The following is an 18,336-nucleotide window of genomic DNA, read 5'->3' as shown; positions in this document are numbered from 1 at the left end:
GCCGGCGGCAGCAGCGCGACATTGCCCGTCCCGACTAGCATGAGGACGGGAAGCGCAGTCGGTTGTTCGCCGTGTGATGGGGCCCCCTCCTCGCCGCCCCCGGCGGCCAGTTGCTCTTCGAGGTGTCCGGCGAGATCGGCCACGGTCGGGAAGTCGAAGACCAGCGAGCCGGACAGCCGCAGGCCGGTGGCCTTGTTGAGCCGGTTGCGCAGCTCGACCGCCATGAGCGAGTCGAAGCCCAGGTCGAGCAGTTCCTCCTCGGCCTCCACTTCATCGGGCGAGTCATGGCCGAGCACATCGGCGACGTGGGTCAGCACCAGGTCGTACAGCGCCGCCGCGTCGAGCCGCTGCGGGACATCGGCCTCGGCGGGGTCACCGGCGCCGCCCCCGGCGGGCCGGGAGGGCAGGCCCTCCAGTACGGCCGGCAGGGTGCCGGCATCCGCCCGGTCCCGGAGAGCCGCCCCGTCGAGGGTGGCCGCCACGACCTGGGCATGGCCCCGTGCCAGCGCGGCGTCGAGCAGGGCGAGCGCCTCGGGACCGCTCATGGGCCGAGCTCCCGCCCGATCCATCCTGCCCCGGTCCGCGTCGCTGAGACCGCCGGCCATGCCGTCGCTGTTCTCCCACAGCCCCCAGCCCACGGACACCGCCGCCGAGCCGCCTGCCGCCCGCTGCTGGGCGAGCGCGTCGAGGAAGGCGTTGGCCGCCGCGTAGTTGCCCTGCCCGGCCGTGCCCAACGTCCCTGCGAGCGAGGAGAAGAGGACGAACGCCGGCAGGTCCAGCTCCGCGGTCAGCTCGTGCAGATGCCAGGCCGCGTCCGCCTTCGGCGCCAGGGCCGCATCGAACCGCTCCGGTGTGAGTGACTCGACCGTACCGTCGTCCAGGATGCCCGCGGTGTGGACGACCCCGGTCAGCGGACGGTCCGCGGGAATACCGGCCAGCAGCGCGGCCAGCGCCTCACGATCGGCCACATCACACGCCACGATCTCCGCGTCGGATCCCAACTCGGTTAGTTCCTCGACGAGTTCGGGGGCGCCCGCCGCATCCGAACCGCGGCGCGAGACCAGCAGCAGATGCCGCACGCCGTGCTCGGTCACCAGGTGGCGCGCCACCAGGCGGCCCAGGGCGCCGGTACCACCGGTCACCAGGACCGTACCGCCGGGACGCAGCCCGGCCCCGGCACCGGGCTCGTGCGGCATACGCACCAGCCGCGGCACGAACAACTCGCCCGCCCGCACCGCGACCTGCGGCTCGCCGGAGGCCAGTACCGCCCGGACCAGGTCAGCGGGGAGGTCCGTACCGTCCGTACCGCCCGTGCCCGGCTCCACGTCCAGGAGCACGAACCGCCCCGGGTGCTCGGCCTGTGCCGACCGCACCAGTCCCCATACCGCGGCAGCGGCGGGATCGGAGAGCCCCTCGGCTCCCGTTGCGACCGCTCCCTCGGTCACCAGGACCAGGCGCCGCGCGGACCCGGCACCTTCGGTGAGGAGTTGCTGCACCTCGGTCAGGGCGTTCCGGACCACGGCGTGCAGTGCGGCGGGCACATCGTCGCCGCCCGCGCACCGTACGAACTTCACATCGGACGCCGGCCGGTCCGCAGGAGCGTTCGCGGGCAGGCGTACCCAGTCCAGGCGGTAGAGAGACGGCCCGTCGGCAGCGCCCGGGTCCGGGGCCAGTACGCCTTCCGCGTGCCGGGTCCACTCCCCTCCCTCGGTGCCCGCCGGGGCGACCGGGCGGGAATGCACGGTCACCGCACGGTGCCCGCGGGCGTCCCGCCGCGCGAGGGTGAGCTGCACATCGAGTGCCGCGTCGTCCGTGTCCGGCAGCCGGAGCTCGGCGTACTCCCTGAAGACGAGCGGCTGCTCGCCGGACAGCAGGTCGTGCGAGCCGAGCGGGCGCCCGGTGAGCTCCGGATGTGTACGCGCGGAGAGCCGGCCGGTGTGGACCGTGCTGCCGTCGGCCAGTTCGATCGCGGCGCCGAGTACGCCGTGGTCGGTGGTGCCCGGGGGCACGGCCGGGCGGGGAGCCGGCGTCGCGTCCAGCCAGTACCGCTGGCGCTGGAAGGCGTACGTCGGCAGCTCCGCCGGCACCGTCCCTGCCGGGAACAGTGCGGACCGGTCGAGCTCCACACCGGCCACATGTGCCCGGGCGACGGCGGTGACAACGGCGGCCGGGTCGGGGTCGGCGGCGATGACGACCGGGCGGTGCTTCCAGTCCTCGTCCAGTGTCGCTTCGATCGCCTGGGCGAGCACCGGCTTGGCCGACAGTTCGAGGAACACCGTGCTGCCCTGCGCACGCAGGGTGCGGATGCCGTCGGCGAAGCGGACGGTCTCCCGGATGTGCCGGACCCAGTACTCCGGCGAGGTCAGCTCCTCGTCGGTGGCGAGCCGTCCGGTCACGTTCGACACGACGGGGATGCTCGGCGCAGCGAACGACAACCCGCTCACCACCTCCCCGAACTCCGCCAGCACCTCCTCCATGCGCGGCGAGTGGAACGCATGGCTCACCCGCAACAACGTGGCCTTACGGCCCCGTTCCGACCAGCGCGCGACCAGCTCGGCCACCGCCGCCCGGTCACCGGACACCACCGTCGCATCCGGCGCGTTCACCGCCGCAACAGACACATCGTCCCGGCCCGAAAGCTCCGCCCGTACTTCCTCCTCCGAGGCCTGCAACGCCGCCATCGCACCGCCGGCACGCGCCGACTGCATCAACCGGCCACGAGCCGCCACCAACACACACGCATCCGCCAGCGACCACACACCCGCCAGATACGCGGCAGTCACCTCACCGATCGAATGCCCCGCCAGCACATCCGGCCGCAACCCCCACGACTCGTACAGCCGGAACAACGCCACCTCGACCGCGAACAACGCCGGCTGCGTGAACCCCGTCTCGTCGACAAGACGTCCCTGCACGCTGTCGGCCTCCGAGAAAACGACCTCCCGCAGCGGCACTTCCAACAACCCGTCGAAGTGCGCGCACACCTCATCGAAGGCCGCCGCGAACACCGGATACGCGGCATACAACGCCCGCCCCATCTCCGGCCGCTGACTCCCCTGACCGGCGAAGACCATGGCGAGCCGGCCGTTGGTGACGGTTCCGGAGGCGGTGTACGGCAGGCTCCTGCCGTCAGCGAGGGCCCGGAGGCCGTCGAGGAGTTCCTTGCGGTTGCGTCCGATGGCGGCGGCGCGGTGGGGGAAAGCGGCCCGGGTGGTGGCGAGCGCCAGCCCGGTCCCGGCCACATCGGTGCCGGGCCGCTCCTCGACATGGGCGGCCAGCGCCAGTGCCTGGGCGCGGAGTCCGGCTTCGGTGGGCGCCGAGAGGACCCAGGGCAACGGGGCGTCGAGCTCTTCGACGGGCACCGGTTCGGTGGCGTCGTGCGGGGCCTCGACCGCGGGGGGTTCTTCGAGGATGAGATGGGCGTTGGTACCACTGATGCCGAAGGAGGACACCGCGGCCCGGCGCGGACGATCGCCACGCTCCCACGCCACCGGCTCGGTCAACAGCGACACCGCGCCCGCGGACCAGTCCACCTCGGGCGAGGGCTCATCCACATGCAACGTCTGCGGCAGCACACCGTGCCGCATCGCCATCGCCATCTTGATCACACCCGCCACACCCGCCGCGGCCTGCGTGTGCCCAATGTTCGACTTGATCGACCCAAGGTGCAGCGGAGCCTCGGCCGCACGCTCCCGGCCGTATGTGGCCAACAGCGCCTGCGCCTCGATCGGGTCACCCAAGCGCGTGCCCGTACCGTGCGCCTCCACCGCATCCACCTCGCCCGGCTCCAGCCCGGCATCCGCCAGCGCCTGCCGGATCACCCGCTGCTGCGACGGACCATTCGGCGCGGTCAGACCGTTGGACGCACCGTCCTGATTCACCGCCGAACCACGGATCACCGCCAGCACCCGGTGACCGTTGCGCCGGGCGTCCGACAGCCGCTCCAGCAACACCAGACCCGCGCCTTCCGAGAAACCCGTGCCGTCGGCGGTCGACGAGAACGCCTTGCACCGGCCGTCTTCCGAGAGGCCCCGCTGACGGCTGAACTCGATGAAGGTGCTCGGGGTCGACATGACCGTGACACCGCCGGCCAGCGCCAGGGAGCACTCGCCCTGCCGCAGCGCCTGCGCCGCCAGATGCATGGCCACCAGCGACGACGAGCACGCCGTGTCCACACTCACCGCCGGGCCTTCCAGACCGAAGGTGTACGCCACCCGGCCCGAAGCCACACTGCTCGAACTGCCGTTGACCAGGTACCCCTCCAGCTCCTCGGGCGGCTGAGTGATCCGGGAGGCGTAGTCGTTGTACATCACGCCCGCGAAGACGCCCGTACGGCTGCCGCGCAGCGAGTGCGGGTCGATACCCGCACGCTCGAACGCCTCCCACGCCGTCTCCAGCAGCAACCGCTGCTGCGGATCGGTCGCCAGCGCCTCCCGCGGCGAAATACCGAAGAATTCGGCGTCGAAATGGTCGGCGTCGTGCAGGAAGCCGCCGTGCCGCGTGTACGACGTGCCTCGGTGCTCGGGGTCCGGGTCGTACAGCGCGTCCAGGTCCCAGCCGCGGCCGTCCGGGAAGTCCCCGATGACGTCACGGCCCTCGGCAAGCAACTGCCACAGGCTTTCGGGGCTGTTCACCCCGCCCGGATAGCGGCAGCCCACACCCACGATCGCGATCGGCTCGTCCGCCACCGCCGCGCTTGCCCGGTGTGTTGCGGTCTCCACCGCTGCCTCTTCCGCTGATGCGCCGTCAAGCAGTTCGCCGCGCAGGTATCCGGCGATCGCGTTGACCGTCGGGTGGTCGAAGACCAGAGAGGCGGACAGCCGCAGGCCGGTCGCCTCGTTCAGGCGATTGCGCAACTCGACCGCCGTCAGCGAGTCGAAGCCCAACTCCGTGAACGGGCGGTCGGCGGGGACCGCGTCGGCATCCGTGTAGCCGAGTACGGTCGCCACCTGGCCGCCGGCCAGGTCACGCAGCAGGCGCAGCTGCTCGGGGGCGGCGAGGGGCCGCAGCCGGTCCGGCAGGCCGGCCGGGTTCGCCGTGCCTTCCGCCGCGGCGGTCCTGCGGGTCCTGGCAGGAGGGACGAGGCCGCGGAGCATGACCGGTACCGGCGCTCCACCGCGTGCGAGGGCCGTGGTGTCGAGGCGGGCCGAGGCCGTGACCGCGTCCTGTCCGGCGAGCGCGTCGTCGAAGAGGGCGAGGCCCTGCTCCGCGGTGAGCGGTGCGACGCCTGCCCGGCCGATACGGGCGCGGTCCGCGCTGGTGAGCTCCTCGGTCATGCTGCTGGTGTCGGCCCACAGGCCCCAGGCCAGGGAGGTTGCCGCGAGGCCCTGCGCCCGGCGCCGCTGGGCGAGCGCGTCGAGGTAGGCATTGGCGGCCGCGTAGTTGGCCTGACCGGCCGTGCCCAGCGTGCCCGCGATCGACGAGAACAACACGAACGCCGACAGGTCCAGGTCCTGGGTCAGCTCGTGCAGATGCAAGGCCGCATCGGCCTTGGACGCAAGTACGGACTCGAAACGGTCCGGCGTCAGCGACTCCACCGTGCCGTCGTCCAGCACACCCGCGGTGTGGACGACGCCGGTCAGCGGACGATCCGCCGGAATCCCGGCCAGCAGTGCGGCCAGCGACTCACGGTCGGCGACGTCACACGCCACGACCTCCGCCTCGGCGCCCAACTCGGCCAGCTCCGCGACGAGTTCGGCGGCGCCCTCGGCGTCCGGGCCGCGCCGCGAGACCAGCAGCAGATGCCGCACACCGTGCTCGACCACCAGATGACGCGCCACGAGCCGGCCCAGCACACCGGTACCACCGGTCACCAGCACCGTACCGTCGGCAGCGAACGCGGGGAGTCCGGCACCTTCCGCAACGGCCGGTATCCGCGCAAGACGCGGTACGTACGTCCGGCCGGCGCGAACCGCCAGCTGCGACTCGCCGGCCGCGGCAGCGGCCGCGGGAAGACCGGACGCAGGCGCACCCGTACCGTCCGTCTCCGTGTCCACGTCCAGCAGTACGAACCGGCCCGGATGCTCCGTCTGGGCCGAACGCACCAGACCCCACACCGCCGCGGCCGCCGGGTCCGCCACGTCCTCGTCCGGCGACACCGCCACCGCACCCTGGGTCACCACGACCAACGGCCCGGCATCCCCGTCCTCGGACAGGTGCTCCTGAACACCCGCCAACGCGTGCGCCACGGCCTCCCGGACCGTACGGCCCGGCTCGATGACCAGCGCCCGCGACGCTTCCACGTCCGCAGCCGCACTCACCGGCACCTCGGAATCATCGAAGCCGATCCACTCGACCCGCAGCAGCGGTACCCGGTCCTGTCCGGCTGCCCGCAGCGCGTCCTTGTCGAGCGGGCGCAGGGCCAGTGAGTCGACGGTGACCACGGGGGCGCCGAGCGGGTCCGCGGCGAGGACACGGACGGCGTTGTTGCCTGCCGTACGGAGCCTGACGCGGAGGGAGGTGGCGCCTTCGGCGTGCAGCGAGACGCCGCTCCAGGAGAAGGGCAGCGCGCCTTCCTCCTGCATACCGAGCAGTCCGAGCACGACCGGGTGGAGGGCCGCGTCCAGGAGCGCCGGGTGCAGCCCCAGTCCGTCTGCCGCGGCGCGCTCTTCGGTGCCCAGCGCCACCTCGGCGTACACCTCGCCGTCGAGCTGCCATGCCGCGCGCAGCCCCTGGAAGGCGGGACCGTACTCGTACCCCTGCTCGGCGAGCCGGTCGTAGGCACCGTCGAGGGCGACCGGGACCGCGCCGGCGGGGGGCCAGACGCCCGAGGCGGCGGCAGCGGAGCCGCCCTCCGCGTTGTGCAGCGCCTGTGGTGCCGCTTCGACGGATCCGACGAGGACACCGGTGGCGTGCCGGGTCCAAGGCCGCTCGCCGCTCTCATCGTGGGAGTCGGGCCGCGAGTAGAGGGTCAGCTTGCGCGCCCCGTCCGGTCCGGCCTCGCCCACCGCGACCTGGATCTGCAGCGCGGCGCCCGCGGCGAGTACGAGGGGTGCGAGCACCGTGAGGTCCTCGACGCGCTCGCAGCCGGTCTCCCGTCCTGCCTGGAGGGCCAGTTCGACGAAGGCGGTGCCGGGCAGCAGGACCGTGCCGTGCACGGCGTGGTCCGCGAGCCACGGGTGGGTACGCAGCGAGAGCCGGCCGGTGAGCAACAGCCCCTGGTCGTCGCCGAGTTCGACGACGGCGCCAAGCAGCGGGTGGTCGGCCGAGCGGAGTCCCGCGTCGGTCATGTCGCCCGTCCTGGCGGCCGGTTCCAGCCAGTAGTTGCGGTGCTGGAAGGGGTACGTGGGGAGGCCGACGGTCCGCGGAGCGGCGGTCCCGTTGGCGTCGCCGCCGCCCAGGACCGTGGACCAGTCCATGCCGAGGCCGCGTACGTACCCGGTCGCCGCCGAGGTCAGGAAGCGGTCCAGGCCGCCGTCGTCGCGCCGTAGCGAGCCGATCGCGGTGGCCTCGGCCGCGTCGGGATCGTCCATGGCGGCGAAGGAGTCCTGAAGGGCCGTCGTGAGCACCGGGTGCGGGCTGCACTCGATGAACATGCGGTGCCCCTGTTCGAGGAGGGCCCGGGTGGCGGCGTCGAAACGCACGGGCTGCCGGAGGTTCCGGTACCAGTACGCCCCGTCGAGCGCCAGGTGGTCCAGCTCCGCGCCGGTGACGGCGGAGAAGAACGGGATGTCGCCGGACTGCGGTGCGACCGGTGCGAGCAGGTCGTGCAGCCGCGCCTCGATCGCCTCGACGTGCGGTGAGTGGGAGGCGTAGTCCACCGGGACGCGGCGGGCGCGGATGTCGTCGGCCGCGCATGCGGTGAGCAGTTCGTCCAGCGCTTCCGGGTCGCCGGCGACCACGGTGGAGTCCGGGCCGTTGACGGCGGCGACGGCGATCCGGTCGCCCCACTGGCGGATGCGCTCCTCGGTCCGGCCGACCGGCAGTGGTACGGACACCATGCCGCCGGTCCCGGCGAGCCCGGCCAGTGCCTGGCTGCGCAGGGCGACCACCCGGGCGGCGTCCTGGAGTGTGAGCGCACCGGCGACGCAGGCCGCGGCGATCTCACCCTGCGAGTGGCCCACCACTGCACTGGGACGCACCCCGAGGGACCTCCACAGTTCGGCCAGCGAGACCATCACCGCGAAGAGCACGGGCTGTACGACGTCGACGCGGTCGTATCCCGGAGCGTCCGGGGCGCCGCGCAGCACGTCGAGCAGCGACCAGTCGGTGAACTCCGCCAGTGCGGTGGCGCACTCGTGCATCCGCTCGCGGAACACTTCCGAGGTGTCCATGAGTGCGGTGGCCATGCCCACCCACTGCGACCCCTGGCCGGGGAAGACGAAGACGGCACCGGGCGCGGCCTCGACGGCCGTGCCGGTCACGATCCGCGGGTCGGGGCGGCCGCCGGCGAGCGCGTCGAGGGCCTCCTGAAGACCCGCGCTGTCCGCGGCGATCAGTACGGCCCGGTGGTCGAAGGTGGTCCGGGCGGTGAGCAGGGCGCGGGCCACCTCGGCAGGGTCGAGCTCGGGGGCCTGCCGCAGCAGGTCGCGGAGGCGGGCGCCGAGTTCGCGGAGCGGCTGCTCGCCGCGGGCCGAGAAGGTGAGCGGCAGCACGCCGTGCGCCGGTGCGAGTGCCACCGGTGACGCGTCCGTGGCCTGCGGTGCTTCGGCGGTGGGGGGTTCTTCGAGGATGAGGTGGGCGTTGGTACCACTGATGCCGAAAGAGGACACCGCGGCCCGACGCGGACGATCGCCACGCTCCCACGCCACCGGCTCGGTGAGCAGCGACACGGCGCCCGCGGACCAGTCCACCTCGGGCGAGGGCTCATCCACATGCAACGTCTGCGGCAGCACACCGTGCCGCATCGCCATCGCCAGCTTGATCACACCCGCCACACCCGCCGCGGCCTGCGTGTGCCCGATGTTCGACTTGATCGAGCCCAGATGCAGCGGCGTCTCCGGCGCACGCTCCCGGCCGTACGTGGCCAGCAGCGCCTGCGCCTCGATCGGGTCACCCAAGCGGGTGCCCGTACCGTGGGCCTCGACCGCATCCACGTCATCCGGGCCCAGCCCGGCATCCGCCAACGCCTGCCGGATCACCCGCTGCTGCGACGGACCATTCGGCGCGGTCAAACCGTTGGACGCACCGTCCTGATTCACCGCCGAACCACGAATGACACCGAGAATCGGGTGACCATTGCGCTGCGCGTCCGACAGCCGCTCCAGCAACAGCAGGCCCGCGCCCTCGCCCCAGCCCGTGCCGTCCGCCGACGCCGCGAACGCCTTGCACCGGCCGTCCTCCGACAACCCACGCTGACGACTGAACTCGACGAAGGTATTAGGGGTGGACATCACAGCCACACCGCCGGCCAGCGCCAAGGAACACTCCCCCTGCCGCAGTGCCTGCGCCGCCAGATGCATGGCGACCAGCGACGACGAGCACGCCGTGTCCACACTCACCGCCGGGCCCTCCAGACCGAAGGTGTACGCCACCCGGCCCGAAGCCACACTGCCGGTGTTCCCCGCGAGGAGGAGGCCTTCGAATCCGGCCGGTGCGGGCTGGAGCCGCGAGCCGTAGTCGTTGTACATCACGCCGGCGAAGACACCGGTACGGCTGCCGCGCAGCGTTCGGGGGTCGATGCCCGCGCGCTCGAAGGCCTCCCAGGCCGTCTCCAACAGCAACCGCTGCTGCGGGTCGATCGCCAGCGCCTCCCGCGGTGAGATCCCGAAGAACTCCGCATCGAATTGACCGGCGTCGTGCAAGAAGCCGCCGTGTCGGGTGTACGACGTGCCCAAGTGCTCGGGGTCCGGGTGGTACAGGCCGTCAAGGTCCCAGCCGCGGTTCTCCGGGAAGGTGGAGATCGCGTCCCGGCCCTCGGCGACGAGCCGCCACAGGTCCTCCGGACTGCTCACCCCGCCCGGGTAACGGCAGCCCACACCCACGATCGCGATCGGCTCGTCCGCCGACACGGGCACCGGCTGGGCATCGGCCGCGGCAGCCGTACCGGTGGTGCCGAGCAGTTCATCGCGCAGGTATCCGGCGATCGCGTTGACCGTCGGGTGGTCGAAGACCAGAGAAGCGGGCAGCCGCAGGCCGGTCGCCTCGTTCAGACGGTTGCGCAGCTCGACCGCCGTCAGCGAGTCGAAGCCGAGCTCCGTGAACGGGCGGTCCGCCGCGACCGCCTCCGCGCGGGCATGACCGAGCACGGCCGCGGCCTGCGTCCGTACGAGGTGCAGCACGGCCTGGTCCTGCTCCGGCCGGGACATGCCGCTGAGCCGGTCCGCCAACGGGCTGTCGGTGGCGGTGGCGGCCGTGCGCCGGCGTGCCGGGGCCCGTACGAGGCCCCGGAAAAGGGCGGGCAGGGTGCCGCTGCTCGCCCGGGACCGCAGCGCCGGCAGGTCGAGCAGGGCCGCCACCAGAGCGGCGTGTTCGCCGGTGCCGGTGAGCGCGTGGTCGAGCAGGTCGAGTCCGCGCTCGGTGGGCAGGGCGGCGATTCCGGCCCGCCGCATACGGGCCAGGTCGGCCCCGGCCAGCCCGCCGGCCATGCTGCTGGTGTCGGCCCACAGGCCCCAGGCCAGGGAGGTGGCGGCGCGGCCCTGGGCACGACGTTGCTGGGCGAGCGCGTCGAGGTAGGCATTGGCCGCCGCGTAGTTGGCCTGACCGGCCGTGCCCAGGGTGCCCGCGACGGACGAGAACAACACGAACGCCGACAGGTCCAGGTCCTGGGTCAGCTCGTGCAGGTGCCGGGCCGCGTCGGCCTTCGCCCGCAGGACCGACTCGAACCGGTCGGCCGTCAGCGACTCGACCGTGGCGTCGTCCAGGACGCCCGCGGTGTGGACGACGGCGGTCAGCGGATGGTCGGCCGGGATGCCGTTCAGCAGCGCCGCCAGCGCGTCCCGGTCGGCGACATCGCACGCCACGACGGATGCCTCGCCGCCCAATTCCGCCAATTCCGCGACGAGTTCGGGTACGCCCTCGGCCTCGGGACCTCGCCGGGACACCAGCAGCAGATGCCGTATCCCATGCTGGGCCACCAGATGCCGAGCCACCAGGCGGCCCAGCGCCCCGGTACCGCCCGTCACCAGCACCGTACCGCCGGAAGGCAGACCACTACCGGCACCCGCCGCCTGCGGCACGCGCGTCAGACGCGGGACGAACAACTCCCCCGCCCGCACCGCCAGCTGCGGCTCACCGGACACCGACGCCGCCCGCAGCACGTCCTCGGAAGCATCCGTACCGTCCCCCAGGTCCAGGAGGACGAACCGGCCCGGATGCTCGGTCTGCGCCGACCGCACCAGACCCCACACCGCTGCACCCGGCAGATCCCGCACCCCCTCCCCCGACGACACCGCCACCGCACCCCGGGTCACCACGACCAACGGCCCGGCAGCCGCGTCCTCGGACAGGTGCTCCTGAACGCCCGCCAACGCGTGCGCCACCGCCTCCCGGACCGTACGGCCCGGCTCGATGACCCACATCCGCGACGCGACCGCATCCGTCGGCACGTCGGGCCCCTCGGGCGCGTCGAACGCACTCCACTCGACCCGCAGCAGCGGCGACTGGTCGGCGTTGCCGCCCGCAAGGGCGGACGGGTCGTCCGTGAGCTGCCGCAACACCAGTTCGCGGACCTCCGCGACAGGGCCGCCGAGCCCGTCGGTGAGGTTCAGGGACGCGGTGTTCTCGCCGGTCGGAGAGATGTGTACGCGCAGTGCGGTGGCACCGACCGCGTGCAGGCGCACGCCGGAGAAGGCGAACGGGAGCCGCGGCGCGTCGGCACGGCCGGGGCCGGACGAACCGAGCACCAGCGCGTGCAGTGCGGCGTCCAGCAGCGCCGGATGCAGGCCAAAGCCACCGGCCTCGTCCTCCCGTTCCGCCGGCAGGCTCACCTCCGCGAAGATGTCGGAACGGTGCCGCCAGAGGGCCCGCAGCCCCTGGAAGGCCGGACCGTAGTGGTACCCGCGCTCGGCCAACTCGCCGTACGCATCGGCAAGTTCCACCCGGACCGCTCCGGCGGGCGGCCAGGCAACAGCCGCGTCGGCACCGTCGCCGGTCCCCTCCGCGGGCGTGAGCGAGCCGCCCGCATGACGCGTCCAGGACGCCTCGTTCGGCTCGCCCTGGGCGCTCTGCGGACGGGAATGGATGGTCACCGGCCGGCGACCGGTCGCGTCCGGGGCGCCCACCGCCATCTGGAGCTGTACCGCCCCGTGTTCGGGCAGCACCAGCGGTGCCTCAAGGGTGAGGTCGGCCAGCTCCGCGCAGCCGACGTGGTGGCCCGCCTGGAGAGCCAGTTCGACGAAGGCGGTGCCGGGCAACAGGACCGTGCCGCGTACGGCGTGGTCCGCGAGCCAGGGGTGCGTACGCAGGGAGAGTTGCCCGGTCAGCAGCGTGCCACGCTCGTCACCGAGTTCGACGGTGGCTCCCAGCAGGGGGTGGTCGCCGGTACCGTCGAGGCCGAGCCCGGTGAGGTCACCGGCCCGCCGGGTCGGCGCCAGCCAGTACCGCTCGCGCTCGAAGGCGTACGTCGGCAGCTCCACCGGCCGGTGCGGGCCGGGCCCCGACACGGCCCGCCAGTTCACCGGAACGCCCTGGACATGGGCCTCGGCGAGCGCGAGCAGGGCGGCGGACGCCTCCGCGGTGCCGCGGCGCTGGGCGGGGATCATCCGTACCCGCTCGTCGTCGAGCGTGGCGGCGACCGCGGGGGCGACGACGGCGTCGAAGCCGATCTCGACGTACGTGGTGACACCGGCCTCGCCGAGCGTACGGATGCCGTCGGCGAAGCGTACGGCTTCCCGGATGTGGCGGACCCAGTACTCCGGCGAGGTCAGCTCCTCGTCCGTCGCCAGGCCACCCGTCACATTCGACACGAGGGGAATGGCGGCCGAGGAGAACGACAGCTTCTCCACGACGGCCCGGAACTCCTCCAGCACCGCATCCATGTGAGAGGAGTGGAAGGCGTGGCTCACCCGCAGACGGGTCGCCTTGCGGCCGCGTGCTTTCCAGAGGGCAACCGTTTCCTCCACCGCGGCCTGGTCCCCCGACACCACGGTCGAGTTCGGTGCGTTCACCGCCGCGATGCACACATCGCCCGGCAGCTCGGCACGTACCTCCTCTTCCGTTGCCTGCAACGCCGCCATCGCGCCACCCGCACGCGCCGACTGCATCAGCCGACCACGCGCCGCCACCAGCGCACACGCGTCGGGCAGCGACCAGACACCGGCGAGGTACGCGGCGGTCACCTCGCCGATCGAATGACCGGCCAGCAGGTCCGGACGCAGGCCCCAGGACTCGTACAACCGGAACAGCGCGACCTCGACAGCGAACAACGCCGGCTGCGTGTAGCGCGTTTCATCCACCAGCGACCCGTCGGGGGTCTGCGGGTCGGCGAAGACCGCCTGCCGCAGCGGCCGGTCCAGCAGCCCGTCGAAGTGCTCACACACCTCGTCGAAAGCCGCCGTGAACACCGGATACGCCGCGTACAACTCACGGCCCATCCCCGCCCGTTGACTGCCCTGTCCGGAGAAGAGGAACGCGGTCTTTCCGGGGCGGGCGACCAGCCCGCTGCGGGCGGTGGCCGGGGTCTCCCCGAGGGCGAACGCGTCGAGGGCGGCGAGGAGCTCGGTCCGGTCCGCGCCGACGAAGACGGCCCGGTGGCCGTGCAGGGCGCGGGTCGTGGCGAGGGCGTGCCCGACGCTGTGCGGGTCAGCATCGGCGTTCCGTACGAGGTGGCCGTGGAGCCGGGCGGCCTGCGCACGCAGCGCGGTCTCCCCGGCCGCGGAGAGCAGCCAGGCGGCCGGCGCGCGGTCCGGCACGGGACCGGCGGCCTGCGGTTCTTCAGCCGACTCCAGTTCGTTGGCTGCGGGGGGTTCTTCGAGGATGAGGTGGGCGTTGGTACCACTGATGCCGAAGGAGGACACCGCGGCCCGGCGCGGCCGGTCGCCACGCTCCCACGCCACCGGCTCGGTCAACAACGACACGGCGCCCGCGGACCAGTCCACCTCGGGCGAGGGCTCATCCACATGCAACGTCTGCGGCAACACACCGTGCCGCATCGCCATCGCCATCTTGATCACACCCGCCACACCCGCCGCGGCCTGCGTGTGCCCGATGTTGGACTTGATCGAGCCCAAGTGCAGCGGCGTCTCCAGCGCACGCTCCCGGCCGTACGTCGCCAGCAAAGCCTGCGCCTCGATCGGGTCACCCAGCCGCGTACCGGTGCCATGCGCCTCCACCGCATCCACGTCATGCGGGCCCAGCCCGGCATCCGCCAACGCCTGCCGGATCACCCGCTGCTGCGACGGACCATTGGGCGCGGTAAGACCGTTGGACGCACCGTCCTGATTCACCGCCGAACCACGAATGACACCGAGAATCGGGTGACCGTTGCGCTGCGCGTCCGACAGCCGCTCCAGCAGCACCAGACCCGCGCCCTCGCCCCAGCCCGTGCCGTCCGCCGACGCAGCGAACGCCTTGCACCGGCCGTCCTCCGACAGCCCACGCTGACGGCTGAACTCGACGAAGGTGCCGGGGGTCGACATGACCGTGACACCGCCGGCCAGCGCCAGGGAACACTCCCCCTGCCGCAGTGCCTGCGCCGCGAGATGCATGGCCACCAGCGACGACGAGCACGCCGTGTCCACACTCACCGCCGGGCCCTCAAGGCCGAAGGTGTACGCGACCCGGCCCGAAGCCACACTGCTCGAACTGCCGGTGAGGAGATAGCCGTCCGTGCCGTCCGCTGCCTCGTGCAGCCGCGGGCCGTAGTCGGGGGCCATGAGTCCGGTGAAGACGCCGGTGCGGCTGCCGCGCAGCGAGTGCGGGTCGATGCCCGCACGCTCGAACGCCTCCCACGCCGTCTCCAACAGCAACCGCTGCTGCGGATCGGTCGCCAACGCCTCCCGCGGCGAAATACCGAAGAACTCCGCGTCGAAGAGGTCGGCGTCGTACAGGAAGCCACCGTGCCGTGCGTACGACGTGCCGCGGTGCTCGGGATCCGGGTCGTACAGCGCGTCCAGGTCCCAGCCGCGGTTCTCCGGGAAACCGGAGATCGCATCCCGACCCTCGGCGACCAGCTGCCACAGGTCCTCGGGGCTGCTCACCCCACCCGGGTAACGGCAGCCCACACCCACGATCGCGATCGGCTCGTCCGCCGTCATGGGCACCGGCCGGTCATCGGTCGCGGCAGTGGTACCGGCGTCGGGCTCCGCCGCGCCCACCAGGTCCGTACGCAGCCGCTCGGCGACCGACGCCACGGTCGGGTGGTCGAAGAGCAGGGAGGCGGGCAGGCTCAGGCCGGTCGCGGACTCCAGGTGGCTGCGGGCCTCGACGGCGCGGAGCGAGGTGAAGCCCAGGTCGCTGAAGGGAGTTTCCGGGTCGACCGGTGCGTCGTCGGGCTGCTGGAGGACGGCCGCGGCAGCCCGCTGTACGAGCTCGCGCAGGGCCTCTTCCTGCTCGGCCGCCGGCAGTGCGGAGAGCTGCTGCCGGAGGGCGGCGGCCGGGCCGTCGTGGTCGGCGTCGGCCGTCGGGCCGCCCGCCGGCCGCAGTCCGCCCGTGGCGCCCGTACCGCGGTGCCGTCCCGCCGGGTCCGGCCAGTAGCTCGTGCGCTGGAAGGCATAGCCGGGCAGGGCGCAGTGCCGCGCCCCGGCGGGGAAGACGGCCGACCAGTCCGGGGTGCGGCCCGCGGTGTGCAGCTGGGCCAGGGCGAGCACCGCGGCCTGCGGCTCGAAGCGGTCGCGCTGGAGGGCGACGGCCGTGACGGGGCGGGGCTGTGCTCCTTCCAGGGTGGTGGTGACGGCCTGGGTGAGGACGGGGGCCGGGGAGAGTTCGAGGAAGGTGGTGACGCCTTCGTCCCGCAGGGTGCGGATGCCGTCGGCGAAGCGGACCGTGGCCCGGATGTGCCGGACCCAGTACTCCGGCGAGGTCAGCTGCTCGTCGGTGGCGAGCCGTCCGGTCACGTTCGACACGACGGGGATGCGCGGCGGGGAGTACGTCAGGCCGGCGGCCACCCGGCCGAATTCTTCGAGGATGCCGTCCATGTGCGGGGAGTGGCCCGCGACGGTGACGGCGAGGCGCTTGGTCTTGCGGCCGCGTTCCTTCCATGCGGCGCACAGGGCGAGTACAGCGTCCTCGTCGCCCGAGATCACGGTGCCGTCGGGGGAGTTGATGGCCGCGATCGACACGGCGTCGGCGTGGTCGCCGAGGTGGGCGAGTATCTCTTCCTCGGCGGCCTGTACGGCGGCCATGGCGCCGCCGGCGCGGGACTGGATGAGGCGGGCGCGGACCGCGGCCAGCTCACAGATGTCGGGCAGCGAAAGGACGCCGGCGACGTGGGCGGCGGCCAGCTCGCCCATGGAGTGGCCGGTGACGTAGTCGGGGGTGATGCCCCAGCTCTCGTACAGCCGGTAGAGGGCGACCTCGACGGCGAGCAGGGCGGGCAGTGCGTAGTCGGTGCGGTCGAGGAGCTGTGCGTCGGCGGTGCCCGGTTCGGCGAAGACCAGTGCGCGGACGGGCCGTTGCATGTGCCGGTCGAGATGCGCGCAGACCTCGTCGAATGCGGCGGCGTACACCGGATACGCGGCGTACAGCTCGCGGCCCATGCCGATGTGCTGGCTGCCGCCACCGCCGAACAGGACGGCGAGCCGGCCGCCCTCGGCCCCGGTCGCGGGGCTCCGACCGGCGGGCGGGCCGGAGACGGTGCTGGGTGACGGCATCCCGGTGGCCAGCGCGCGCAGGCCGCCGAGCAGTTCGTCGCGGCCGGTGCCGACGACGGCGGCGCGGCGCTCGAAGGCGGTCCTGGCCGTGGCCAGTGTCAGGCCCACGTCGGCGGGTCGGGCATCCGGCCGGGCTTCGATGTGGTCGGCGAGCCGGGCGGCCTGTGCCCGCAGTGCCGCGTCCGTACGCGCGGAGAGGACCCACGGGAGGGGGACGGCAGGCCCGTCGGCGGAGGTCGCGCCGGTGTCCGCTGCCTCCGGCGCGTCCCCCAGCACGACATGGCAGTTGGTGCCACCCACTCCGAGCGAGGCGACGCCCGCCAGCAGCGGGGCGTCCTCCTGCGGCCAGGGGCCGAGCTGCTGCTGGACGCTCAGCTTCAGCTCGGACAGGGGAATGGCGGGGTTGGGTGTCTCGTAGTTCAGGCTGGCCGGCAGCTGCCGGTGGCGGATGCTGAGGGCGGTCTTGAGCAGGCCGACGATGCCGGCGGCGCCCTCCAGGTGCCCCACGTTCGTCTTGGCGGAGCCGACGCGCAGCGGGGCGGCGCGGCCGGGTGCGGTGACCGCCGCCACGGCCCGGGCTTCGATCGGGTCGCCCACGTGGGTGCCGGTGCCGTGGAGTTCGACGTACTGGAGCTGTGCGGGGTCGATTCCGGCGCGGCGGCAGGCCGCGCGCAGGGAAGCGCTCTGCGTCTCGGACCCGGGCGTGGTCAGCCCCTGGGTAGCGCCGTCGTTGTTGACCGCGCTGCCGCGGATGACGCAGTACACGGGGTCGCCGGCGGCGAGGGCAGCGGAGAGCGGCTTGAGGACGACGAGCGCGCCGCCCTCGCCGCGTACGGTGCCGTTCGCGCGGGCGTCGAGGACGTGGCAGCGGCCGTCGGGTGAGAGCGCGCCGAGCCGGGCGAGGCCGAGGGAGCTCTCCGGGATCAGGTTGAGGTTCACACCGCCGGCGAGGGCGACGGACGACTCGCCGTTGCGCAGGCTGGCGCAGGCCGCGTGCACGGCGACGAGCGAGGAGGACTGGGCGCTGTCGACGGTCAGGCTGGCGCCGCGCAGGCCGAGGGCGTACGAGACGCGGTTGGCGATGATGCCGCGGTGGACGCCGGTCACGCTGTACTGGTTGACGGCTTGCGGCCCGTACTCGTGGAGCAGCCTCGCGTAGTCGTCCCAGATGGCACCGATGAAGACGCCGGTGTCGCTGCCCTGGAGGCCGCCGGGGACGATCCGGGCGTCCTCCAGCGCTTCCCAGGCGAGTTCGAGTATCAGGCGCTGTTGCGGGTCCATGGTGAGCGCTTCTTGCGGTGAGATGCCGAAGAAGGCGGCGTCGAACCCGTCCACACCGTCGAGGAATCCGCCCCTGCGCAGGTCGGCGCCGGTCCCGGCGGGTGTGTCGAAGTCGCCCCAGCGGCCCTCCGGCACCTCGCCGATGGCCTCGCGGCCGTCGCGCAGCAGCTCCCAGAACGCCTGCGGGTCCGGGGCTCCCGGCAGCCTGCAGGCAATGCCGATCACCGCGATGGGCTCCCCCGGCGCCGGTGCCGCGGTGCTGCTGTCGCTGCCGTGCTGGTCGTTCATGCGGTGCTGTCCCTCGGTGTGTGTGACGCTGAGGCGGGTGAACTGGGGGGCGGAGTCCGGAGGTGCGGTGGCGGGCCGG

1 protein-coding gene is annotated in these 18,336 nt (G+C 73.0%); it reads right to left on the bottom strand.

The window, feature by feature from the left end:
- The coding region (locus AB0I82_RS29135) for an SDR family NAD(P)-dependent oxidoreductase (protein WP_363260361.1) at positions 1-18,257 on the bottom strand (18,257 nt) is incomplete at its 3' end.
- Positions 18,258-18,336 lie beyond the last annotated feature (79 nt).

Origin of the sequence: Streptomyces sp. NPDC050315, from assembly GCF_040655775.1 — a bacterium.
In the GTDB taxonomy this organism is placed as follows: domain Bacteria; phylum Actinomycetota; class Actinomycetes; order Streptomycetales; family Streptomycetaceae; genus Streptomyces.
The sequence above is the reverse complement of the archived record's forward strand: the minus strand, read 5'-3'. Positions and strand labels throughout refer to the sequence as shown.